Consider the following 21,143-nt stretch of genomic DNA (forward strand, 5'->3'; position numbering starts at 1 on the left):
GAGCTAACTCGGTCATTCGTCGGAGTGACGCCACGGAGCGAGTGCGATGTCATTGGCGGTGATCGCACCGCCGGGACAGCGGTGGTGCCCGAAATCAAGGATCTCCATGACAGTTCTCGACATCCGCATCGGCGACGCCCCCGATCCACGGCTCAGCGCTCGTGAAATCGAAGTACTCACCACATGGTTGGTGTCCGACTCCAAGTCGGAGGCGTCGCGGGCGCTCTATCTGTCGATGGGAACTGTGAACACCCACTTGTCCCGGATCCGAGCCAAGTACTCCGCGGTGGGGCGCACGGCACCCACCAAAGCGGCATTGTTGGCGAGGGCTCTGCAGGACGGCTTCATCGATATCGACGATCTGTGAGGTTCACTCGACCTCGACGCGCCTCGCCTTCATTTTCTTCACCACGAACCACGCGATCAGCGCCACAACGATGCCGATGACGATGTACTGGAACACGGAGGCGTAGTTCTCCACGTAGTGCCAGTTCTCGCCGAGGAAGTATCCGGCCAGCACGAAGATCGAGTTCCAGATCAGGCTGCCGAGCGTGGTGTACAACGTGAATTGCAGTACCGGCATCCGTGACACACCGGCCGGAATCGAGATGCCCGAGCGAACCACCGGGATCATGCGGCCGAAGAACACCGCCGACCGACCGTGTCTGGTGAACCAGTCCTCGGCCTTCGTCAGATCCTCGGTTCCGACGAACGGCATCTTCTCGACAATGGCGTACATCCGGTCACGTCCGAGTTTGATGCCCAGCCAGTAGAGAACCAGAGCGCCGAGCACCGATCCCGCCGTCGTCCAGAACAATGCACCGAAGAGCGTCATCCCGCCCTGAGATGCGGTGAAGCCGGCCAACGGCAGGATGATCTCGCTGGGTAGCGGCGGGAAGAAGTTCTCGGCAGCGACGGCAATACCGGCACCGGGACCGCCGATCGCCTCCATCAAACTCACCGCCCACCCGGCGATTCCGCCGAGTTCAGTGCTGGTCGCGGCAAGGGTGGAGAGCTCACTCATGACTACGACTGTACGAAACGTCTCGACCGAAAATCTGCTCACCAGGAGAAATGCCAAGAAATTGAGACATATGGAACACTTGCGAGGGTGAAACGAGCCCTCCAGGTACTGCCCGTTGTTGCCGCCGCCACACTCCTGCTGGGTGCCTGCGGGTCCTCCGATCCGGAGCCGACCCCCGCTTCCGCTCCCACTGAATCGTCAGCTCCGGCGTCCTCCGCTCCGTCGTCTGTATCGGCTTCGTCCGGCCCATCGAACGTCGGCGTCTACAACCTGCCGGGCACAGGAGTGTTCCCCGAAGGCATCACCGCCGCCGACGACACGTTCTACGTCACCTCCACTTCCGACGGTGCCGTGTTCCGCGGAACCGTCGGATCGCCGGATGTATCGGTCTTCCTGCCCGGCGGTGCGGACGGACGCACCGGTGCTGCGGGGATCGATGTCACCGATGACGACGATCGGCCCGATTACTTGGTGATCGCCGGTGGAGCGACAGGCAAGGTGTGGGTGTACGACGCCAATTCCGGTGATCTGGTGGCAACGTTCACCAACGGTCTCGGCCCCGACGCGACGTTCCTCAACGACGTCGCGATTGCCGACAACGGCGATACCTTTGTGACGGACTCACGCAGCCCGGCGCTGTACCGCATTCCCTTCGATCAGATCGTGGCTGGGACGCAGGACGCTCCGATGGAGACGTTCGTGAACTTCGACGGCAGCCCGTTCGTCTACGGGGAGGGCTTCAATGCCAACGGCATCGTCGAGAACGACGACGAATCGGCGCTGATCGTTGTGCAGTCCAGCACCGGAAATCTGTACCGGATCGACAAGACCTCGAAAGAGGTCACCCAGGTCGACCTCGGTGGGGCGACGCTCATGAACGGCGATGGCATGGAGATGGACGACGACACGTTGTATCTCGTCCGCAATCGCGACGGTCTGATCTCGAAGGTCGACCTCAACGATGATGGCCGGCGCGGATCGGTCACCGGCGAAATCACGGACCCATCGTTTGCCTACCCCACAACCGTTGCAGCAGTGGATGATCGACTACTGGTGGTCAACAGTCAGTTCGACAAGCGTGGGGGAGAACCGGTCGAGCCGTTCACCGTCAGCTCTGTTCCCCAGTAGAGCGGCTTCGCCGCATGTGCGCGGAAACTCGTAGCAGAGACCGAGTTTCCGCGCACAACGATCCAAGGGGGTTCGAGCAACGGTTCGGGCACCATGGAGGTCGGACGCGACCGACGTCGTCCGAGAGAGGGGTCTTCGTGTCGATTCGTCCGGCCGAGGTCGGCACCGTGTCGATCGTGTTGGGAGCGCTGGTCGTTCTGGTTCTCGATGCTCACACTGCATGGCAGACGCCTTCGCACCTTCGGCGCACGATCAGTGAATACGGACTCGGCGCACAGCAGTGGGTGTTCTCGATCGGGGTCGTCCTGCTCGCGTTGGGTTCTGCTTTCACTCTGCTGGCCGCGGTGCGACAACGGCTCACCCCACCCACCTCAGTAGCGTCCTTGTGTCTGATGCTGTGGACTGTCGGCCTTGTTGCCGTTGTCGCCGTGCCGAAGCAGGATTGGTCGAACGACGCGTCACTGAGCCTCGGCGGGACGATCCATCGACTCGGTGCGGCAGTGGCGTTCGTCAGCATCCCCGTCGCGGTCTTCGCGTTCTCGCGGCCCTGGATTCGTCAGGGTCCATGGTCTGTCCGGGCACGAACGACACTGTGGCTGAGCGTGCTGTCCGTCTGCACGCTGCTCCCGATCGCATACGCACTCGTTGTCGGTGCCGTCGGCACGCGACCCTGGTACCGGGTGGTGACCCTCGGCTACGTGGAGCGCGTGCTCGTCGTTGCCGAAGTGATCGCATTGATCTCGCTGGCCTTGTGGGTGTGGGCAGCCGAACGTAGGAGTCCTGCTTCCGTGAAGTCACAGGAGATCGAGGCCTCGCAGCCCGTCTAGGGAACCGATCTTGCGTTGCGTGCGTCCAACCTGTCAGTGCCGTCGGCGTCGAGAGGTTGAATGAATGCGTGTGATGTCTGGACGTCGAATTGCTGTGGCGTGCAGCACGGTGCTGTTGCTGACGGGATGCGCCGGCTCGACAGATGGAAACCCTGTGGCGAGCGAGGACACATCCACGTCGGCGGTGGCACCGGGCCCACGAGAGCCATTCGATCCATGCACTATCCCGAAATCTGCGGTGACAGCAAGCGGCTTGGACGTGAGTACGGAACGACCCGACTTCGCAGGAATCACGACGTACCCCGGATGGAAGGGCTGTACTTGGGACGGCACTGCGCTGAACAGTTGGTACTACGTCGCCGTGTTGTCGTCGCTGGAGTCCATCAACGAACTACTGGGCAGTCCTTCGTTCGTGCGCGGTGCGGAGGTGAGCCTCTCGGGCCGCACCGCAGTTCAACTGCGGCACGCAGACGAATTGAAATCCCTGGGTTGCGCAGTTGCTTTCGGCACGGGTGACGGTCTGATCGTGCTCGACCTGCAGAAGAAGGGTTCGCGAGATCTCGAAGGTGAACCCTGCGCCGAGGTCAACAGACACGCGGTCGACTTCGAACCGTATTTGCCGAAGTGAATCAGAAGGGTGCTGACTAACTTGGAGCCATACGGTTTGAATCAAAATCTGGACCACTGGCGGAGTCTTCGAGACCGAGCAGCGGCGGGCGAACTCGAGGTCGAATCAGGAGTTGCAGAACGGTGCGACGCTGCGTGCACCGAGTACCTGATAAAGCTCGATCGCATGCTGGAGATGACCGCCTCCCTCGCGTGGCCTGAGTCCTGGGGTGACCTGGACTCGGCCAAACAGCTTCAGGCGAAGTTCACGCGGTTGGCAACGGGAGATGAAGGCTCCGCTCGCTTTGCGATCAAGCAGCAGATCGAGATCATCAAGACCATGCGCGAGTTCTTTCGACACTATTTCGCAAGTGTCGAGGCCGTGGACAGTGCCACCGCGGCATCGGTCGAAGCGCTGTCGCCACCGCGATAGACGAAAAATCCCGACGACCCAGTTGCTCGGTCGTCGGGATCGATCGGTCGAAACGTGCTGCTAGCGAGCCAGTTCCACTTCGGCTTCCTCGTCGACGAAGGGATCGCCGTTGCGCGGAGCGTTGTAGCGCTCGAGATTCAAGATGCCTTCGCGCTTGGCGACGATGGTCGGCACCAGAGCCTGGCCGGTGACATTGACCGCGGTACGGCCCATGTCGACGATCGGTTCCACTGCGAGCAGCAGGCCGACGCCGGCGAGAGGCAGTCCCAAGGTCGACAGCGTAAGAGTCAGCATCACCGTCGCGCCCGTCGTTCCTGCTGTTGCCGCTGAACCGATCACAGACACGACGATGATCAGCAGGTAGTCGGTGATGGTCAGGTCGATACCGTAGAACTGCGCGACGAACAGTGCTGCGATGGCGGGATAGATTGCAGCGCAACCGTCCATCTTCGTCGTCGCCCCGAGCGGTACCGCAAACGAGGCGTACTCACGCGGCACGCCCAGGTTGCGTTCGGTGACACGCTCGGTGAGAGGCAGAGTGCCGATCGACGACCGCGAGACGAAACCGAGCTGGGTCGCCGGCCACACGCCCGAGTAGAAGGCGCGGACCGAGAGACCATGTGCGCGAACGATCAACGGGTACACCACGAAGAACACAACAGCCAGGCCGACGTAGATCGAGACGGTGAACACCCCGAGCGAACCGATCGCGTCCCAGCCGTAGGTGGCCACAGCATTGCCGATCAGAGCAGCCGTGCCGATCGGCGCGAGGCGAATGATCCACCACAACACCTTCTGCACGATCGCAAGGAGTGACGCGTTGAAGGCCAGGAACGGTTCGGCCTTCTTGCCGACCTTGAGAGCAGCGATACCGATGGCAGCGGCGATCACCAGCAACTGCAGGATGTTGAAGCTCAACGACGTGGTCGCGGTACCGCTCTCGGCAACCGTGGTCTTCGCGCCGAGCGCGAGGAAGTTGTTCGGCACCAAACCGGTGAGGAACGACCACCATGACCCGACGCTGGACGGATCTCCTGCCGAGTCCGCCCCAGCGCTGGTCCGCGATCCGGGCTGGGCGACCAGACCGATGACGATGCCGATGATCACCGCGATGAACGCCGTGATGGCGAACCACCACAGCGTCTGGATTGCCAGACGTGCAGCGTTCGTGACTTCACGAAGATTGGCGATGAAACTGACGATGGCCGTGAAGACCAGCGGAATGACCGCGACGGTGAGCAGCTTGACGTAGCTCGAACCGATGGTCGAGAGGGTACCGACCAACCAGTTTTCGTTGCCGTCGGCCGCGTCGGGCATCGATCGAGCGATCAGCCCGAACACGACACCGAGTACGAGACCGGCAACGATTTGTGGACCGAACGCGGTTGCCCAGGTAGGGACACGGCGCGTACGGGTAGCGCTGGGCGCAGACATGGTTATGCCTTTCGAAAAGAAGAGACGCCGACAGAGGTGGGCGAGAAAGTGCTCATCGGGACGATGTGCCCGACGGAGAGGTTGCGGTCTAGAGGACCGTCAACAGGTAGCGCTGGCTTGCAGACGCAAGTCGACGTAGCGTCGAGAGGTCAGCAGCGGATTCACTGGTAAGACGGTACTCGTCCGACAATCGCCGCGACGGGCAGGGTTCTTCTGAGGGTTCACTGTGGAATCGATGAGGGTGCGCTGCGCGATCGACGGTTCGCCGATTTCGTGAGCTACGTTGAGTTTTCCGCAGCCGACGAAACGAGATCATGAGTACGACAGCAAAGCCTCGAGGACTGGTTCGGCGACTACTACAAGCGATGTGCGCTGTTGTCGCAGCGCTGGTCGCGGTCGTTCTGGCATCGGCCGGATGGGTTGCGTACGCGACGGCGGGCAAGGTCTACGACGTCGACGACGCACCGGACGCGCCAGTAGGGATCGTTCTCGGTGCCCAGGTGCGTGACGGCAAACCGATGCGCTTTCTCGCCGGTCGGCTCGACACCGCCATTCAGTTGATGGAGGCAGGAAAGATCAAGGCAATCCTTGTCTCCGGTGATGCAGACGGCAAGTCCGGCAACGAGATTCAGGCTATGACCGAGTACCTGATCGAGCATGGAATCGACCCTGACGTCATCATCGGAGACGATCACGGCATCGATACCTACGACACGTGCGCCCGCGCGAAAGAGACGTTCGGCGTCGAACGTGGACTCATCATCAGTCAACCCCTTCACGTCTCGCGCGCCGTGGCGCTGTGCGAGGACATGGATCTGGAGGTCGACGGCGTGACCGCCGATTGCATCGACTGCAACACGCTCGCTGTTGTGCGGAACTACGCACGAGAGTTGTTGGCACGCCCCAAAGCAGTTCTCGATCTGTGGTCCGGACGCGATCCAGTCGTCGTGTCCCCGCCGAACGATTCACTTGCGACAATCACAGGGCGATAAGTGTGCCCGTGGGAGATCGGCTCCTCAGATTGGGAAGTATGACGCCGATCGGCGCCTGCATGTCGAGTCCGGGGAGCTGATCCGCGGCTGGTCAACTGATCGGCGACGCGGAGTGTTCGCGCAGACGCGACTACAGTGAGCGAGTCGGTTCGACGACTCAGCGAACCCCGTGCTTTACAGGAGTGGACGCTTGAGCTGGATTCGCTTGAACGACGTTGCCAAGGGATACGACCAGAAGGTGATGTTGCGTGAGGTGTTCTTCCGCCTCGCCGACGGCGATCGCATCGGTCTGATCGGCCGCAACGGCACAGGCAAGACCACCCTGCTGCAGCTTCTCCTCGGCCGAGAGACCCCGGATTCGGGGACCGTCGACGTCACCGAGGGTGCTCGCATCGGCTACTTCTCGCAGTTCTCCGAACTGGACGGCGATCGCAGCATTCAAGCGGAGCTCGAATCTCTCTTCGGTGCTGTCCACGCAATCGAGACCGAGTTGGCCGAGGTCGAGGCCGCATTGGGCGGTGACCTGGACGAGAAGCAGATGTACAAGCTCGTCGACCGCCAAGCCGAACTGCTCGACGCCATGGAGAACAGTGGCGGTTGGACCTACCACCAACAGATCGACACCGTGTTGTCGATGCTCGGATTCAACGCCGAACGACGGGAGCTCCCCGTCGATCGGCTGTCCGGTGGTTGGCGCAACCGCGCGGCGTTGGCCAAGATCCTCATCGAGGCCCCGGACGTCCTGCTCCTCGACGAGCCGACGAACTTCCTCGATGTTGCCGGAATCGCGTGGCTCGAACGCAGGCTACGAGACTTCCGCGGTGCGCTACTCGTTGTTTCGCACGACCGCGCATTCCTCGAGCAGGTCGTCACCAGCATCGTCGAAATCGAGAACCATCACCTGCAGACCTATGACGGTAACTACTCGGAATACGTGCAGCAGAAGCAGTTTCGACTGAAGAACCTCGAACGTGAGTTCAGCAACGAACAGCAGCTGCTGGCCTACGAGCAAGAAGCGATCAGTGATCGTAAGGAAGCAGTGAAGAACCCCAGCGGAGTGCTCAAACGTCGCCTGGCGAACATCAAGAAGAGCAAGAGCCCCCGCCCGGTCGACACGGTGGTCACCGCAATCTACGGCGGTTTGCATGTGCACGACAACCTCGCGGAGATCACAGGAATCTCGAAAAGCTATGGCGAGCAACGACTCTTCGAGAACATCTCGTTCACCGTGCACCGCGGTGACCGTATCGCCATCACCGGACCCAATGGATGCGGAAAGACCACGCTGGTCGACATTCTCGTCGGTGCCGAGCAACCCGACAGTGGCAAGATCAAATGGAAGACCAAGGCACCGTCGTTCATCTATTACAACCAGGTGCTCGCCGATCTCGATCTCGACGACACCGTGTCGCACTCGGTCAACGCGATGCCGGGCAGTCTCGCTCTGACGGCGACGAAGAAGGAAGTCCACCGCTTTCTCACGTTGCTGCAGTTCTCCGAGATGGATCTCAAATCGAAGATCGGCGTGCTGTCCGGAGGGCAGAAGGCACGAGTTGCATTGGCGCAGTGCCTGTTGTTCGGCGCAGGCGTCATCGTGCTCGACGAGCCCACCAACCACCTCGACCTACAGAGCACCCAGGTGCTCGAACGTGCGCTGATGGCCTTTCCCGGTGCGGTGATTCTCGTGAGCCACGACAGGTTCTTCGTCGAGAAGGTGGCCTTTCGGCAGCTGTCGTTCGACGGCAAGGGCTGCGTCACCGAAATTGCCGGTGTGCAGATGGCGTGACCAGAGAAGCTATCCGTTGATCTTGGACGCGGACGTGCCCCACTCGGCGTCGCGCAACTCCTTCTTCCTGATCTTGCCCGTCGATGTCTTCGGCAGCTCGACGATGAACTCGACGTTGCGAGGAGCCTTGTACGACGCGATGGCCGATTTCACGTGCGCCACGAGCTCGGCTTCCGAGACGTCCGCGCCGGGCACCAGCACCACGAACGCCTTCGGCCGCTCTCCCCACTTGTCGTCGGGCACCCCGATGACCGCAACGTCCGCGACGGCAGGATGGCTCGCCAGTGCCTGTTCCACCTCGATGGTGGAGATGTTCTCGCCGCCGGAGATGACGACGTCCTTGGCGCGATCGAGTAGCTGAACGTAGCCGTCGGGATGCATCACCCCGAGGTCACCGGAATGGAACCAGCCGCCCGCGAAAGCCTGTGTCGTTCCGGCCGTGTCGTTGTAATACCCCTTCATGACGTTGTTGCCGCGCATGACGATCTCACCCATTTCGGTGCCGTCGGGTTCGACATCGATCAAAACCCCACCGGGGCCAGGCTTGTCGCGGACCACGCGCAGACGGTCTGCGGTGAGCATGCCGACTCCTTGTCGAGCCAAGCGACGTGCCTGTTCGTCGGCGTCCAGTTCGAGCCATTCCTGCTTCGCCTCGCACACCGAATACGGACCGTAGGTTTCGGTGAGGCCGTAGACGTGTACGAGCGTTGCTCCCAATGCTCGAATCTTGGCGATGATCGTCGGGCTCGGAGGAGCTCCCGCAGTGACGATGGTCAACGGTCGATCGAGTGAATGTGCCTCTGCAGCAGTGGCGAGAGTGGTCAACACGGTCGGCGCACCGGCAAGGTGATCGACGCCGTTGTCGATGGCCGACCAGATGGCGTCGCCGCGCACTCCGCGAAGGCACACGTGTGTGCCGGACGCGGCCGTGACCGCCCACGTGGTGCACCACCCATTGCAGTGGAACATCGGCAGAGTCCACAGATAGCGGGTGTCGACCCCGAATCCCTGGTGGTGAAGTTCGCCCAGGGAATTGAGGTAAGCACCGCGGTGGGTGTACATCACGCCCTTGGGTCGACCGGTGGTGCCCGAGGTGTAGTTGATCGTGATGGTCGACGTCTCGTCGTCGACCTCCCACTCCATCGGTTCGTCCGTTCCCCGTTCGAGGAACGCGTCGTATCGCGTGGTGTGCGGCAGCTTGTCGTACGTGCCGTCCACCGAGGGGGTCTCGACGATCTCGGTGACCGAATCTGCGATGGGATCTGTTCCGAGACCGGCCAGCAGTGCCGAATCACCCACCAACAGAACCGAACCGGAGTGATCGCAGATGTACCGAACTTCGTCCGGTGAGAGGCGGGTGTTGATGGCGACCAGAACGGCGCCGGCCAGTGGCACCGCGTAATGCGCGAACAGCAACTCCGCCGAGTTCGACGCAATGTAGGCCACCCGATCGCCGTGGCCGACCCCCGACGCGCGCAGAGCACGCGCGAGCCGGGTGACGGCGGCGGCGAACTGTTCGTAGGTGAAGGTGCGCGCACCATCCTCCACGGCGATCTTGTCGGGATGAACCTCCGCAGCGCGTTCGAGGAAGCGAAGTGGCGTCAGCGGAGTATCCAGACCGGTCATGTCAGCCAATGTAGCGCGCACTACGAGGCCAGATCTGATTTGTCGATACGTTCGCGCCCACCGGTAAGGTCGGCGCGTTCGGCGGCGGCACGGCCTGCAAGCCACCCCTGAGCATTGTCGCTGCTGAACTCGATCGTCTTCGTCGACGGGTACCGGGCAGCGTAGACACGGTCCACGGCATCGGATCGTGTCGCCATGATCGGCACCAGAGCCGATCCGTGCTGTTGCGTTGCCGCCGCAGTAGCCCGCGTGCGTGCCTCCTGCAATCGTTCGCCGACTCGATGGGCGTATGCGATCAAGAATGCGTGACGGAAGCTGCGAGTCCGCAAGGTCGACGACTCGCCGACCTCGTCGAGTGCGCGTGCCGATTGGACCAGCAACGAGGTGTACAGAAGCTCGCACAGATCGAGATCGACGGGCAGACCCATCACGGTGGCCAGCAGGTACTTCTTCTTCCACAATGTTCTGGCACCGTTGGCCTGGCAGACGCTGTGCAGCAGAAGCAGTTTGGCCTTGGAGTACGGATTGCTCACCATGATGCGACGAGTGACGACATCGTCGATCAAGTTGCGAGTGTTCCCCGCATCGAGAAGCGCGCTGTCGATCGCATAGCGCGTCATCAAGTCCTGGGCCTTGGCCGACAATGCCTCGGCTTCAGCGGGGAATTGCGTCGACTCCGCCTTGGCCAGTAACCCTCGTATCTTGCCGAGCATCTTCGAATCCGGAGCCTGCCGCGGACCGGCAGGCGTAGTGCTCGATGTCCATCGAGTAGGAGGGGGCAGGAGTGACTCGAGGGGGAACAACGATGTTGCGCAACCGAGTACGAGCAACAGGGTGTACCACGATTGCGCCGCCGATCGCCGGTTGTACGAACGCCACCGCCGAAGACGTTCGGCGGAAGTGCCGCCTGCAGATTCGACGTTAAGATCGGACAACTGATCACGCCAGGATTCGGGAGCAATGCTGTCGGCGGAACTGCGCGCCGCGTGAGCGCCGATGGCCTCGATCATGACCACAGCGCCATCAGCTCCGGCGCTCTGACGCGTTACGTGCACCAGTTCGGCAGGCTGCCAACCATTCTCGAACGCCTTGTCGAGAGCGTCGTCGAGTATCTCCGCCGCGCGATCGTGTACCGAATGTGCTCGGCTGGTTTCGTCCGCAGCGGAAAGGCGTTCGGCGATCAGCTGGGTCATGTCCTTCGTCGACGTCCCCAGCTGGGCGAAACCGATTCCGCTGTCCAGCAATTCGTTCGGATCAGCACCGACCCGCACATTGGTTGCGCGTGAATACTTGAAAAAACTGTCCAGATCGATACGACTCATCGTCGTCCCCTCCACGTCCCCCGGTGTGGTCCCCGAACTTTTCGGTGAATCGCAGAGTAGGGGAGGGGTCCGACAAGTTATTCGAACATGTCAGCGAGGAGCGAGCATCAGCAGCAGTTCTTCCACCGACGGCAGGCCGGGAATCACGGGAAGGTTCGGTACAGGAGAAGCAGCGGGCGGTGCCGTCAACTCGACGCCGCCGAGCGCTGCCAGGACGTCGTCGGTCTGTGAGCGGCGCGGTCCATACGTGTTGGAAGCCACGACGAATTCGTCACCGATCGACGCGGACGCAACCACGCTCGATCCGTCGTCGGCCCATCCCCATTTGCTACCGGTCACGCCGGGTAGTTGCTGGGTGCCCCAGTCCTGCACGGTTCCGTCGGCTGCAACCGGTGCGGCGGAGTTCATCCAGCCGAGGACCGGGCTGGCGGGGTCTGTTCGCTTCTTCGCCGCCAGGAATCGCACGGTGTCGGCTGTGCTGGTGTAGGAACTGCCCCAGAAACCGCCCCGCGAGGTAGAGGTGAGTCCGAACTCCGTTGCCGTCGAATCGATGGCCTGGGGATATTTGTTGTCGAGTACCGAGGCGGCACCGTCGTCACTGACCTGGACCATGCGTGCGGCCAGGTCGCGATCTCGCGGCGAACCGTCTCCGAAGCGCACGACGTAGTCGGCCATGTAGAGCTTGACCGTCGACAACCCCGGGCGCGCCGAATTGTCCTCCGCGCTGCCGACGTACGTAGCCGTCGGGACGTGTTCGTACGAGATCGACGTCCGTGTCGGCACATCTGCCAAATCGCCCGGTGTGGGCAGAGCCTGCGCCGGTGCGGCGCACACGAGCGCAATGGCAATTCCGACAAATGGGACAGCGGCTGTGGCGGTGATGCGTCGCAGGGCCGGCATCTCGGTCTCCTCGAGGTGTTGGCCCGCCGCGATTCGGTGGCCGATGAAGGTACCTACCCTAATAGTAGACGCTTCAACCTCACCCCTGCCCGGATGAATGTGGCTTTGTTGCACTCAGAACGACTGACAGTCGCATTGATCCCGACCGGGTGGGGTGTCGGAGCCGATAAGTCAGGATCGGCGCAGTGCCAGCAATTTGTCTTTCGAGCGACGCAGCGACCCTCGACCAGAGCTCGCCGTCCATGCGCTCGGCAGATCGATCGGATCGGTCAGGCGGCCTGCGTTGAAGTCGTCGACCAGATGTCCGACGGTCTCCTGAGCACACGATTTGTTGGTGCCGATGAAGCCCGAAGGTCCTCTCTTGATCCACCCGGTGACGTACGTACCGGTCGACGGGGATCCGCCCACTTCCTCGAGTACGCGGCCGCCGAGGTTGGGGATGATGCCGACTGCGTGATCGAACGGAATTCCCGGCAGCGCGACGCCGCGGTATCCGATGGAGGTGAGGACGAGGCCGGCGTCGATCGTTTCGATCTCGCCGGTGGCGGTACTGCGCACCACATCGTCGGTGTCGGCGGTCAGACCCATGCGCTCGAACTCGACCCCGGTGACCCGATCCGTGCCCAGGATTCGAGTGGGGGAGAGCAGGTAGCGCAGCGTGACGCGCTTTCGGCCGTCGATGTGCTCGGGTGACTCGTCGACGTGCCGCAGCAGTTGCAGCTTCTGGGCGACCGCGTGAGGCAGGTCGTTGGTGCCGGCCAGTCGTACCGTCACCGGATCCAGTGCGAGCTCGCTGCGATCGACGGTGAGATCGATATCGGGGACGGTCAGCAGTCCCGCGAATTCGGGCACCGTGAATGCGGATTGCGCCACGCCGCGCCGACCGACGACCATCACCTCTCGAATGGCACTGTGGCGCAGCGCTTCCAAGGCGTGGGGGGCGATGTCGGTCGCGGCGAGTGCGTCGGGGTCCATGGTCAGGATCCGGGCCACGTCGAGTGCGACGTTGCCGTTGCCGATGACGACTGCGCGTTCGTGTGACAGATCGAACGTGCGGTGAGCGTGATCGGGATGGCCGTTGTACCAGGCGACGAAGTCGGTCGCCGACGTGCGCCCGGGCAGTTCGGCTCCGGGGATACCGAGTTCGCGATCCGACGACGCTCCGACCGCGTAGATCACGGCGTGATGGGTGTCCATCAACTCGTCGTGCGTCACGTCTTTTCCTACCTCGACGCCGAGGTGATAGGTGAATCCCTCTTGCGCCGAGATGGTTTCGAACAGCCGTGACACTTGACGCGTCTTCTGGTGGTCGGGTGCAACACCCAGGCGTGCCAGACCGTGCGGTTGCGGAAGCCGATCGTAGACATCGACGCTGACCCCCGGCTGCGTGAGCAGCTCGTCGGCCGCGTACATCGCCGAGGGTCCGGACCCGACGATCGCCACCCGGAGCGGTTGGCGATCTCTCGACACCGAGGCGGCCGGCGTGACCGGAGCCAGAATCGGCCGTGGCGGCCGCTCCTGCTTGTAGAAGTCGGCATTGATGGTCAGGAACGGAAGTTGAGCCTCGGTCAGTTTGGCCTGGGGAACGATGGCGTCCACCGGGCAGGCCGACACACAGGCACCACAGTCGACACACGATTGCGGGTCGATGTGCAGCATTTCCGCCGTCAGGAAGTCCGGCTCGTCGGGGGTGGGGTGTATGCAGTTGACGGGGCACGCGTAGACGCATGACGCGTCGCTGCAACATGATTGGGTGACGACGTGGGGCATGTGGGGTTCCTGACGGCGGGCGCTGCTGTACGGATAACTGGCGCGTGGGGTGTCGAGAGGGCTATGCGGCGAACTGGCTGGAGCTGCGGTCCGGCTCACTACGGAAACGTGATGCCTTGCCGTCGATTCCGCACAGCTTCCACATCAGGCGAGCCGCCCGGTTCATCATTCCGGTATCGGTGGCCAGCATGCGCACATCACCGAAGTAGTCCTGCAAAGCGTGCTGCGACTGCTCGGTTCCCCAGAAGAGGTCCTTCTTGACACTCTTCGGAATGTCGAACTTCGTCCAGAATTTCTTCGGCGGGATGACGATGACGTCGCACAGAATGCGCATCGTGACGGGGAAGGCCAGCGACAGCAGGAAGCGTCCGATCTTGGACATCTTGGGCACACGACGACGCAGGAGCTGGTGCGCGAAGGAGATGTGGCGAGCCTCCTCGGCCACGTGAATGGCCATCACGCTCTGCATGATCGGATGGATCTCTTCGCCGGAGCGAAGCACCGACTTCTGGATGTGGTCGATGGGTTCCTCGCCTGCGAGGACGCCGACGAAGAACAATTCGGGTAGCAGCGTCGCGAACAGAGGGATGAACGGCGAAAGCATCTTCATCGGTCGACTCATGCCGGGAGCGTCGGAACCCACCCGATTGACCATCTCCTGGAACATCAGGGTGTGGTTGCACTCTTCGATGGATTCGTGGGTGCAGTAGCGCGCCTCGGCCGAACCGTTGGGCAGCGAGAATACGTACTGCATCATGCCGCGGATCAGAATGTTCTCGAACTGCAGGCCGACCTTGGCGACATTGGCCTGACGCCACATGCCGATCTCGATCTGCCGGTCCAGCGGCAGGGACTTGTACCAGTCATGACCCCCGATCGGGTCGGTCTTGGCGGGCAGTACCCAGCGGGGATCATTGGCGGGAACCGCGAACTTCTCGGACTCCCAGTCGATGTCGACGTAAGGATCGAAGTGTTTGTGCACCGAACCCTCGGACAGCAACGTGAGTGTTTCGTTGTACTGCTGCTCGTCCGTGGCGTCGATGTCCACCGAAACGGACGTGGTGCCGGTCGTCAGTGTCATGGCTTCTCCAAACGTGATGCGAACATGGAGTTAATGTAACCCCAGTTAACATGAAAGGGAAGCCCGTCGAAACTTTTCTGTTCGGATGGCGCTACTGATCGTCCGAACGCTCGTCGGACACCTCCGCGACTTCGTCGGTCTCGAATAGCTGCAATTGGATCGCCGACGGATCGACCACAGGAGTGACCTGTTCGGGGGTGCTCCGCAGCACCTCCCGCAGGGCAGCCACTGCGCTGCCCCAGTTCGCGGCCTCGCGATCCGCCTCGTCCACATCGCAGTGTTCGTCGCCCAGGTCCGCGGCTACCGCTATGCCGCGCCACGATGCCTCCTGCTCGGCGCTGATGCGGAGATACGACACGACCACGTCACGGTCCGAAGAGCAGCACTCGAGGACGGTGCGTGGCTCGACAGCATCGGGCGAATCCGCGATCAGCTCAATCAACGCGAGCAGACCGTCCGGGAAGTCGTCACCTTCGAGGACCGGAGGGGTCGGTTCGCCGAGCCTGCCCCCGAAGTCCTCGGCGAACTTGTCGTCGACCTGCTCCCACACGTGCGAGAGCATCCGGACCGCCCACAGCAGGTGATCGGCCACGAACGGTGATCCGCTGACACGTACCTGGGCCACGATGCAGTCCTGGACGAGATGCAACATCACATCCGGAAGCTGCACGTTGAGATCGACCAGCAACTCGGCCGCGCGGGTGCGACCGGTGACCGCGTGCACCAACGTCGAGTTGATCTCGACGACCGGCTCGGTGGATTTGACCGTGACGTATGCGGTGCCGTTGACGAATCGCAGAGGAATGTCGCCGTCGGGGTCGTGATCGGGCGGAAAGCCGAACCAGGGTTCGAGTGCACGATCGACGAGTTGCTGCAGGTGGTCCTTCCCTTTCGGCTGCACGCACAGTGGAACGACTGCCGAGACGGGTTCGGTGCTGGCCTCGAAGCTCGGCACGTCGTAGCGTCCGGTGGCCCGCGAACTCAGAAAAGACGGGTGTGGCAGGCCCCAGATGTCACGGAACACCGCGACCGTCTTCTTCGCCAGATCATCGGACCACGAGCGATTGCGGTCGACGTGGGGTGGCGTCGGCTCGGAATCCCGAGACGTTCGAAAGCCCAACGCGTTCAGTGCTTCTCGCTGAGCGTCGGTGATGGCGCGACTACTGTGGAGGTGCTCGTTGGCGGGCAGCTCGCAGCGAACCATGTCGAGATCCCAGGCGTAGAACTGGACGCAGGCCGCGGTGTCCGGAACGCCGTCCGTGCTGTCGTATCGAGACTCGATCACCAAGGCGTCACCGTCGCGCATGGCGCTGACGTACTCGCCGAGCCGGCGCTGGAAGTGCATCCATGCCGAGTCGACGTCGAAGTCGAACTCGAGTGAATCGCTCATGTCGGCTCCTTACCCGAATCGCGCTGAGATAACGCGGCGTCGGTCACGCTAGCGGCGAGCACCGACAGAGTCTCGGCGCGCGCGAGTGCGTTCACGACGACGCCGAGTCCTCGAGCGGCTCGTGCGTCTCCTCGTCCAGCGCCCCGAAAGGGTGCGCCTCGGCCACCCCGTCCAGAACAGCGGGACGCAGCGCATGTGGAACCGCCAGGACCTCTTCGATTCGCACGAGAATGCCTTGCTCGATCAGAGATCGAACCCGATGGTCGATCAGCTGCGCCGTCCGCAGGTCCTCACCTTCCAAATCGGCGTAGTCCTCGCCCTCGTTGTTCAGAGGCAGCTCGTCGGTCATCGCGGCCAGCAGGGTCTGAACCGCGAACGTGTTGGCAAGCGAACGGGACACGTCGGGGTCGTCGGCGTCTCCGGACAGCTGCACTCGGACGTGTTCGGCAACCAGCTCATGAACGGTCTCCGCCTCACGCTTGGCCAGAGAGGGGGCGTTGTCGCCGAGCTTGGCCGTGTCGCCGTCGATCCGGACCAATTCGGTCGCGATGGCCGTCGACCAGTAATCGACGGCTGCAACGTCCGAGGACTCGGTGAGTCCGGCGGGGTCGAGTGGAGCCGGGCCGACGGCGGTGCGTAGATGGACGTCGTCCGACACTGCCAGTCCGTCGGCGACGCGAGCAACGATGTCATCGAGCGCAGGCAACAGCGGCAGAGCCGAAATGGCCGCAAGCTCCTGGTCGAGCGAAACGTTAGGCAGATCGATGTCGTCTGCGTCGAGCATGTCGGGCTCGTCGCCCTCGAGGAAGTCGGAGAGGTCTTCCATGCAGTGTGCGTAGTCCTCGGGGCTGCCGTCCCACAGATCGGTCTCGTCGAGGAACGTCAGATACTGCAGTGACGTCAGAACGAGGTTTACCGCCGTGTCCTCGGCGGTCTCCGATTCCTCCTGCAGGATGCGTTCTGCAGCATCCACCAGCAGGTGCGCGTCGGCGGGAATCCACGCGCTGGGGGAGAACCCGTGGCGCGCACCGGACAACTGGGTCAGTGTCGACGACACCAACCGTGAGATTGCCTCGGCCTGCTCCGACATCTCGCTCTCGTCGAGCCACTCGACGAAACCGTCGATCAGATCGCTGATCCGCTCGGATACGACACCGGTCGGTGCCGGCCGAGATTGCTGGTGACGCCGTTGCCGGGCCTTGGTCTTTTCTGCACGTTTCTGTCCGCGGTTGGCAGGCCGCTTCGATCCCATGGCTCGCAGCTTATCCGCTGACATGTCCGGTTTCGTCGCGTGACGCCTCTAGCCGCGAAGGAACGAGTCCGCAGAAGCGGCCAGTGCAGCATCGGGTGCCCGGCGATACAGCTCGGCCGGGCGACCGCCACCTGCCGTCGTCGTCGTGCTCGTTCCCTCGAGTGCGGTGATGACGTGGCGGCGAAACGTGTCTTTGGAGAACGCGCGATCGAAGACGATTTCGTACAGCGACCGCAGTTCGAGGAGCGTGAAGGTGGAATCCAGGAATCCTGCAGGGTCGATCTCTCGCGCGTAGCGAGCTCGTAGGTCCAGCACTGCCTCGGTGACCATCCCGCTGTGATCGAACGCCAGCGTCGAGCCCGGCACCACACCGTCGATGGCGACCGATTCGGCTGTCGCAGGCAGTGATCGACTCGGTGTGGCTGCGCCGTGCGCCATCGACAGCACCCAACCGCGGTCGTCGCGGCCGGGCTCGTCGAAGAGCTTGAGTTGGTGGAACTGCAGATCGACGATGTTCGCCTTGGACTCGAGTGCGCGTTCGGCGGCTTCGGTCAGGGTTTCCGACGGGCGCAGAAACGTTCCGGGAAGTGCGAGGCCCCGCTCCGAGGGCACGACAACGACCTGTAGCTGCTGTTCACGGACCGTCAGGACCGCGACATCGACCGCAACCGAAGGTCGCGGGTAATCGGTCAGAGCCTTGCCGTCTCGGTCCGTCCACGTCATGGGTTGCAGCTTAGCGCAAGTCTGATCTATTGTTAGATCAACAACGATCTAAGGGGCAGCGAATGAACTTGACCGACAATCAGCGGGATCGGGCGCGTGGGGTACTGCTCGGCACTGCAGTGGGCGATGCGTTGGGCGCGGGGTACGAATTCGGATATCCGACGCCGGAGACCGCCATTGCGATGATCGGGGGCGGCGCGTTCGACTGGGCCCCGGGGGAATGGACCGATGACACGTCGATGGCACTGTGCGTTGCGAGCGCTCTCGAGATCGGCGGAGACGTCGACGAGGTGGCAGCGAACTTCCGCGCCTGGTTCGCGGTGAATCCTCCCGACGTCGGCAATCAGACCCGGAAAGTGCTGTCGCAGAGAGCGAGCACCGGATCGGAGATGGCCGCGGTCGCGGCGTCGCTGACCGGCCGGACCGGTGGAAACGGCTCGTTGATGCGGACCGCGCCCGTCGCGCTGGCCCATCTCGACGACGTGACCGGATGCCGGGCTGCTGCGGAGCGGATCAGCGCGCTGACCCACTCCGATCCTCGTGCCGGTCAGGCATGTCAACTGTGGTCGCACGCGATCCGGCACGCGGTGCTACACGGAACGTACGACGGTATCGCCGACTTCCTGCGCCACGAAGAACCCGATGTCCGGGACTTCTGGCAGCCGCTGCTCGACAGCGCTCAGGAGGGCGAGCCGACCGACTTCCCGAAGAACGGTTGGGTCGTGCACGCGCTCCAAACGGCCTGGTGGGCGATACATCGCGCGGCAGACGCATCGTTGCCCCTTCCCGCCGCGCTCGAACTGTGTGTCCGAGCAGGCGGAGACACCGACACCACCGCCGCGATCGCAGGCGGACTTCTCGGTGCACGGTGGGGCGCGTCGGCGGTCCCGACGCAGTGGCGCGAGCTGGTCCACGGCTACCCGGGGCTGCGCGCCGACGACCTCGATCGCATCGCCATCGCGATCGCCGAGAGAAAGGACGACGCATGACGATCATCGACGTAGTGCATGGTGATATCACCGAGGTGGCCGCAGACGCGATCGTCAATGCGGCCGACACCCGACTCCTCGGCGGTGGCGGGGTGGACGGCGCGCTGCATCGGGCCGGAGGCCCCACGATCCTCGCGGAATGCAAGGCGTTGCGGGCCACCACCCTGCCCCACGGCCTCGACACCGGTGCCGCCGTGGCCACCACCGCAGGCAGGTTGCGCGCCAGTTGCGTGATCCACACCGTCGGCCCGCGCTACTCGAAGAACGAAGACAGATCCGAACTACTACGCCTGTGCTACCTGCGCAGCCTGGCGCTGGCGGCGTCGATGAATCTGAAATCCATTGCGTTTCCGCTCATTTCGGCTGGGTCTTACGGTTGGCCGATGCACGACGCCATCACCCAACAGGTCGTTGCCGTCAAGGCAGCGCGGCCATCCGTCGACCTCGTCATGCTGGTCGCATACTCCCGCGAGGCTGCCGAGCTGACACGGCGGATGGTGGTTTAGTTCTCGCAGCCGACCCCGTCCCCGTCGCGGTCGAGTTTGCTGCTGTATCCCGGGTCGCCGGCGTAAATAGGGGCTGCGCCTGCTGCACGCACCGCAGAGCAGTTTGCGTAGTAGGCGCTCTCCGGCACCGCTGCCAACGGCGCGGGAACGGTGTAGACGGGCTCGGGTGTGTACACCGGCTCCGGGATGTAGACCGGTTCGGGAATGTAGACGGGCTCGGGAGCGGGGATGTACTCCGACGTCGTCGGTATTTCCACGATCGCGGCGACGGGCTCGGTCGTCGGTGCAGCCGTGGTCGTCGTGGTCGGTGCCGGTGTGGTGGTCGTCGGACGTGCGGAGGTCGTCGTCACGGTGGGCAGCGCGGGCACGGATGCCACCGGGGTGACGGCCACCTTCTCGGGTTCGGTCGATCCCGTCAGTCCCATGACGATCAGTGCCGGAAGAACAGCGATCGCCGGTACGGCCCAACCCTTGCGTCCACTCTCGGGGGACAAGCGCAGGTACGCGACGCCCGCAGCGAGCATCGATGCGCCGACGAGTACCGCACCGAACTCGAACGAGATTATGGCTCCGATCAAGAAGATCGCGCCGAAAATGATTGCCGCCCAAGCGAAAATCTTGCCGACGAGGGGTCGGCGAGAAGGAGCTGGCTCGGGTGCGGGGCGCTGGAACGGTGGTGGGTAGGCACTGGTCATGTCGGATCGTCCTCGGGTCACGGGGTGTCGGTCTCGCGGCGAAGGGTGTCCGCGAGACGGGAGCAACCCCACGTTCTTCCGAACCGGGCGGTCGCATTTCCTTCCACCATGTCGCACCGCGTGCGAGCGTCGTTACACCTCGAGCCGAGACGGCACGCCCCGGCTCAGTAGTGCTCGCGAAAACCGCCGATAGCGGTGATGGAATTGCCGTCGGGATCTGTGGCCGTGGACAGCCGAACGCCCTTGTTCGCTTCGACGATGTCGGCGAAGTCGATTCCGCGCGAGTGGGCCGCCGACACGAACGATTCGAGGTCGTCGACCGCCACATTGAACAGCGACGAGCCTGCACGCTCGGAATCCACGGTCACCTGCACCCATGCTCCGGGAGCGGCCTGCCACTCCACCAGTGTCGACATCGGATTGTTGTCCGCCCGACGGTCGAACAACTTCTCGTACCAAGCGTTCGCGATATCGATATCCCGGACCGCCACGACCGCGAAAATGTATCTGAACATGCCGTTCTCCTCCGTTGCTGTCGGGTTCTGCACATACGGACCGGTGCCGAGGGCTCGACTCACCGGACAGAACTTGTCGGTGGCTCGAGTAGGGTCGTCACCAGTCCGAATTCGGGCGTTCTCAGACGAGCAGGCAGGGGACTT

Annotated in this window: 21 protein-coding genes; 9 read left to right on the forward strand and 12 right to left on the reverse strand. The window is 63.0% G+C overall.

Annotated elements, in window-relative coordinates:
* The first annotated feature begins 106 nt into the window (after positions 1-106).
* Positions 107-367, forward strand: coding sequence for a LuxR C-terminal-related transcriptional regulator (locus tag CH266_RS02600; RefSeq protein WP_094714624.1), 261 nt, complete (start codon positions 107-109; stop codon positions 365-367).
* 3 nt (positions 368-370) lie between these two features.
* Here the strand turns inward: CH266_RS02600 and CH266_RS02605 are convergent, their stop codons facing one another.
* Positions 371-1,024: a DedA family protein gene (locus CH266_RS02605; RefSeq protein WP_032364389.1), complete on the reverse strand. Its 654-nt coding sequence runs from the start codon at positions 1,022-1,024 to the stop codon at positions 371-373.
* A gap of 87 nt (positions 1,025-1,111) precedes the next feature.
* Between CH266_RS02605 and CH266_RS02610 the strand changes: the two genes are divergently transcribed.
* From CH266_RS02610 to CH266_RS25110, 4 genes are all read left to right on the forward strand, one after another.
* Complete coding sequence (locus CH266_RS02610; protein ID WP_032368939.1) at positions 1,112-2,152, forward strand: SMP-30/gluconolactonase/LRE family protein; 1,041 nt, start codon at positions 1,112-1,114, stop codon at positions 2,150-2,152.
* Positions 2,153-2,289: 137 nt separating this feature from the next.
* Positions 2,290-2,979, forward strand: coding sequence for a DUF998 domain-containing protein (locus tag CH266_RS02615; RefSeq protein WP_230592865.1), 690 nt, complete (start codon positions 2,290-2,292; stop codon positions 2,977-2,979).
* A gap of 73 nt (positions 2,980-3,052) precedes the next feature.
* Complete coding sequence (locus tag CH266_RS02620; protein ID WP_230592880.1) at positions 3,053-3,607, forward strand: DUF3558 domain-containing protein; 555 nt, start codon at positions 3,053-3,055, stop codon at positions 3,605-3,607.
* A gap of 165 nt (positions 3,608-3,772) precedes the next feature.
* Positions 3,773-4,018 carry a hypothetical protein gene (locus CH266_RS25110; protein ID WP_094733282.1) on the forward strand — a complete coding sequence of 82 codons (246 nt, stop codon included), beginning with the start codon at positions 3,773-3,775 and terminating at the stop codon, positions 4,016-4,018.
* A gap of 60 nt (positions 4,019-4,078) precedes the next feature.
* Here CH266_RS25110 and CH266_RS02630 read toward each other — a convergent pair whose 3' ends face one another.
* Positions 4,079-5,452, reverse strand: a complete 1,374-nt coding sequence (locus CH266_RS02630; RefSeq protein WP_094714625.1) for a dicarboxylate/amino acid:cation symporter — start codon at positions 5,450-5,452, stop codon at positions 4,079-4,081.
* Positions 5,453-5,766: 314 nt separating this feature from the next.
* On the opposite strand from CH266_RS02630, the gene CH266_RS02635 reads away from it, so the two are divergent.
* Positions 5,767-6,444, forward strand: a complete 678-nt coding sequence (locus CH266_RS02635; RefSeq protein ID WP_094714626.1) for a SanA/YdcF family protein — start codon at positions 5,767-5,769, stop codon at positions 6,442-6,444.
* A gap of 190 nt (positions 6,445-6,634) precedes the next feature.
* Positions 6,635-8,230, forward strand: a complete 1,596-nt coding sequence (locus CH266_RS02640; RefSeq protein WP_176456986.1) for an ABC-F family ATP-binding cassette domain-containing protein — start codon at positions 6,635-6,637, stop codon at positions 8,228-8,230.
* Positions 8,231-8,239: 9 nt separating this feature from the next.
* Here CH266_RS02640 and CH266_RS02645 read toward each other — a convergent pair whose 3' ends face one another.
* The 8 genes from CH266_RS02645 to CH266_RS02680 all read right to left on the reverse strand — a co-directional run bounded on the left by CH266_RS02645 (position 8,240) and on the right by CH266_RS02680 (position 18,294).
* Entirely contained in the window at positions 8,240-9,856 is a 1,617-nt protein-coding gene (locus tag CH266_RS02645; protein ID WP_094714665.1) for an AMP-binding protein, read from the reverse strand.
* Between the two features lie 20 nt (positions 9,857-9,876).
* Complete coding sequence (locus CH266_RS02650; protein ID WP_141214473.1) at positions 9,877-11,178, reverse strand: DUF2786 domain-containing protein; 1,302 nt, start codon at positions 11,176-11,178, stop codon at positions 9,877-9,879.
* A 90-nt stretch (positions 11,179-11,268) separates the two neighbouring features.
* Complete coding sequence (locus CH266_RS02655) at positions 11,269-12,078, reverse strand: hypothetical protein (protein ID WP_032383234.1); 810 nt, start codon at positions 12,076-12,078, stop codon at positions 11,269-11,271.
* A gap of 171 nt (positions 12,079-12,249) precedes the next feature.
* Entirely contained in the window at positions 12,250-13,848 is a 1,599-nt protein-coding gene (locus CH266_RS02660; RefSeq protein WP_052054977.1) for an FAD-dependent oxidoreductase, read from the reverse strand.
* Between the two features lie 61 nt (positions 13,849-13,909).
* Entirely contained in the window at positions 13,910-14,929 is a 1,020-nt protein-coding gene (locus CH266_RS02665) for an AurF N-oxygenase family protein (RefSeq protein ID WP_032364396.1), read from the reverse strand.
* A 91-nt stretch (positions 14,930-15,020) separates the two neighbouring features.
* Positions 15,021-16,319 carry a T3SS (YopN, CesT) and YbjN peptide-binding chaperone 1 gene (locus tag CH266_RS02670; protein WP_052054976.1) on the reverse strand — a complete coding sequence of 433 codons (1,299 nt, stop codon included), beginning with the start codon at positions 16,317-16,319 and terminating at the stop codon, positions 15,021-15,023.
* Positions 16,320-16,410: 91 nt separating this feature from the next.
* Positions 16,411-17,571 (reverse strand): hypothetical protein, encoded by a 1,161-nt coding sequence (locus CH266_RS02675; RefSeq protein WP_052054975.1) that lies wholly within the window; start codon positions 17,569-17,571, stop codon positions 16,411-16,413.
* Positions 17,572-17,619: 48 nt separating this feature from the next.
* Positions 17,620-18,294, reverse strand: coding sequence for an NrtR DNA-binding winged helix domain-containing protein (locus CH266_RS02680; protein ID WP_094714627.1), 675 nt, complete (start codon positions 18,292-18,294; stop codon positions 17,620-17,622).
* A gap of 62 nt (positions 18,295-18,356) precedes the next feature.
* On the opposite strand from CH266_RS02680, the gene CH266_RS02685 reads away from it, so the two are divergent.
* Together CH266_RS02685 and CH266_RS02690 are read left to right on the forward strand one after the other, a co-directional pair.
* Positions 18,357-19,283: an ADP-ribosylglycohydrolase family protein gene (locus CH266_RS02685; RefSeq protein ID WP_094714628.1), complete on the forward strand. Its 927-nt coding sequence runs from the start codon at positions 18,357-18,359 to the stop codon at positions 19,281-19,283.
* Positions 19,280-19,789: an O-acetyl-ADP-ribose deacetylase gene (locus CH266_RS02690; RefSeq protein WP_094714629.1), complete on the forward strand. Its 510-nt coding sequence runs from the start codon at positions 19,280-19,282 to the stop codon at positions 19,787-19,789. The genes CH266_RS02685 and CH266_RS02690 overlap by 4 nt, the downstream gene beginning before the upstream one ends.
* On the opposite strand, the gene CH266_RS02695 is transcribed toward CH266_RS02690, so the two are convergent.
* Both CH266_RS02695 and CH266_RS02700 read right to left on the reverse strand, forming a co-directional pair.
* Entirely contained in the window at positions 19,786-20,484 is a 699-nt protein-coding gene (locus CH266_RS02695; RefSeq protein ID WP_094714630.1) for an excalibur calcium-binding domain-containing protein, read from the reverse strand. The two genes, CH266_RS02690 and CH266_RS02695, sit on opposite strands and share 4 nt — an antisense overlap.
* Positions 20,485-20,648: 164 nt before the next feature.
* Complete coding sequence (locus tag CH266_RS02700) at positions 20,649-20,999, reverse strand: VOC family protein (RefSeq protein WP_094695400.1); 351 nt, start codon at positions 20,997-20,999, stop codon at positions 20,649-20,651.
* Positions 21,000-21,143 lie beyond the last annotated feature (144 nt).

This window comes from Rhodococcus sp. 06-1474-1B (genome assembly GCF_002258885.1).
GTDB lineage: Bacteria > Actinomycetota > Actinomycetes > Mycobacteriales > Mycobacteriaceae > Rhodococcoides > Rhodococcoides fascians.

What these genes read in the sequence shown, in the direction of transcription:
- CH266_RS02600 (WP_094714624.1), top strand. Translation starts at nt 107, where the DNA reads ATGACAGTTCTCGACATCCGCATCGGCGACGCCCCCGATCCACGGCTC.
- CH266_RS02605 (WP_032364389.1), bottom strand. Translation starts at nt 1,024, where the DNA reads ATGAGTGAGCTCTCCACCCTTGCCGCGACCAGCACTGAACTCGGCGGA.
- CH266_RS02620 (WP_230592880.1), top strand. Translation starts at nt 3,053, where the DNA reads ATGTCTGGACGTCGAATTGCTGTGGCGTGCAGCACGGTGCTGTTGCTG.
- CH266_RS25110 (WP_094733282.1), top strand. Translation starts at nt 3,773, where the DNA reads ATGCTGGAGATGACCGCCTCCCTCGCGTGGCCTGAGTCCTGGGGTGAC.
- CH266_RS02630 (WP_094714625.1), bottom strand. Translation starts at nt 5,452, where the DNA reads ATGTCTGCGCCCAGCGCTACCCGTACGCGCCGTGTCCCTACCTGGGCA.
- CH266_RS02635 (WP_094714626.1), top strand. Translation starts at nt 5,767, where the DNA reads ATGAGTACGACAGCAAAGCCTCGAGGACTGGTTCGGCGACTACTACAA.
- CH266_RS02645 (WP_094714665.1), bottom strand. Translation starts at nt 9,856, where the DNA reads ATGACCGGTCTGGATACTCCGCTGACGCCACTTCGCTTCCTCGAACGC.
- CH266_RS02650 (WP_141214473.1), bottom strand. Translation starts at nt 11,178, where the DNA reads ATGAGTCGTATCGATCTGGACAGTTTTTTCAAGTATTCACGCGCAACC.
- CH266_RS02655 (WP_032383234.1), bottom strand. Translation starts at nt 12,078, where the DNA reads ATGCCGGCCCTGCGACGCATCACCGCCACAGCCGCTGTCCCATTTGTC.
- CH266_RS02660 (WP_052054977.1), bottom strand. Translation starts at nt 13,848, where the DNA reads ATGCCCCACGTCGTCACCCAATCATGTTGCAGCGACGCGTCATGCGTC.
- CH266_RS02665 (WP_032364396.1), bottom strand. Translation starts at nt 14,929, where the DNA reads ATGACACTGACGACCGGCACCACGTCCGTTTCGGTGGACATCGACGCC.
- CH266_RS02670 (WP_052054976.1), bottom strand. Translation starts at nt 16,319, where the DNA reads ATGAGCGATTCACTCGAGTTCGACTTCGACGTCGACTCGGCATGGATG.
- CH266_RS02675 (WP_052054975.1), bottom strand. Translation starts at nt 17,571, where the DNA reads ATGGGATCGAAGCGGCCTGCCAACCGCGGACAGAAACGTGCAGAAAAG.
- CH266_RS02680 (WP_094714627.1), bottom strand. Translation starts at nt 18,294, where the DNA reads ATGACGTGGACGGACCGAGACGGCAAGGCTCTGACCGATTACCCGCGA.
- CH266_RS02685 (WP_094714628.1), top strand. Translation starts at nt 18,357, where the DNA reads ATGAACTTGACCGACAATCAGCGGGATCGGGCGCGTGGGGTACTGCTC.
- CH266_RS02690 (WP_094714629.1), top strand. Translation starts at nt 19,280, where the DNA reads ATGACGATCATCGACGTAGTGCATGGTGATATCACCGAGGTGGCCGCA.
- CH266_RS02695 (WP_094714630.1), bottom strand. Translation starts at nt 20,484, where the DNA reads ATGACCAGTGCCTACCCACCACCGTTCCAGCGCCCCGCACCCGAGCCA.
- CH266_RS02700 (WP_094695400.1), bottom strand. Translation starts at nt 20,999, where the DNA reads ATGTTCAGATACATTTTCGCGGTCGTGGCGGTCCGGGATATCGATATC.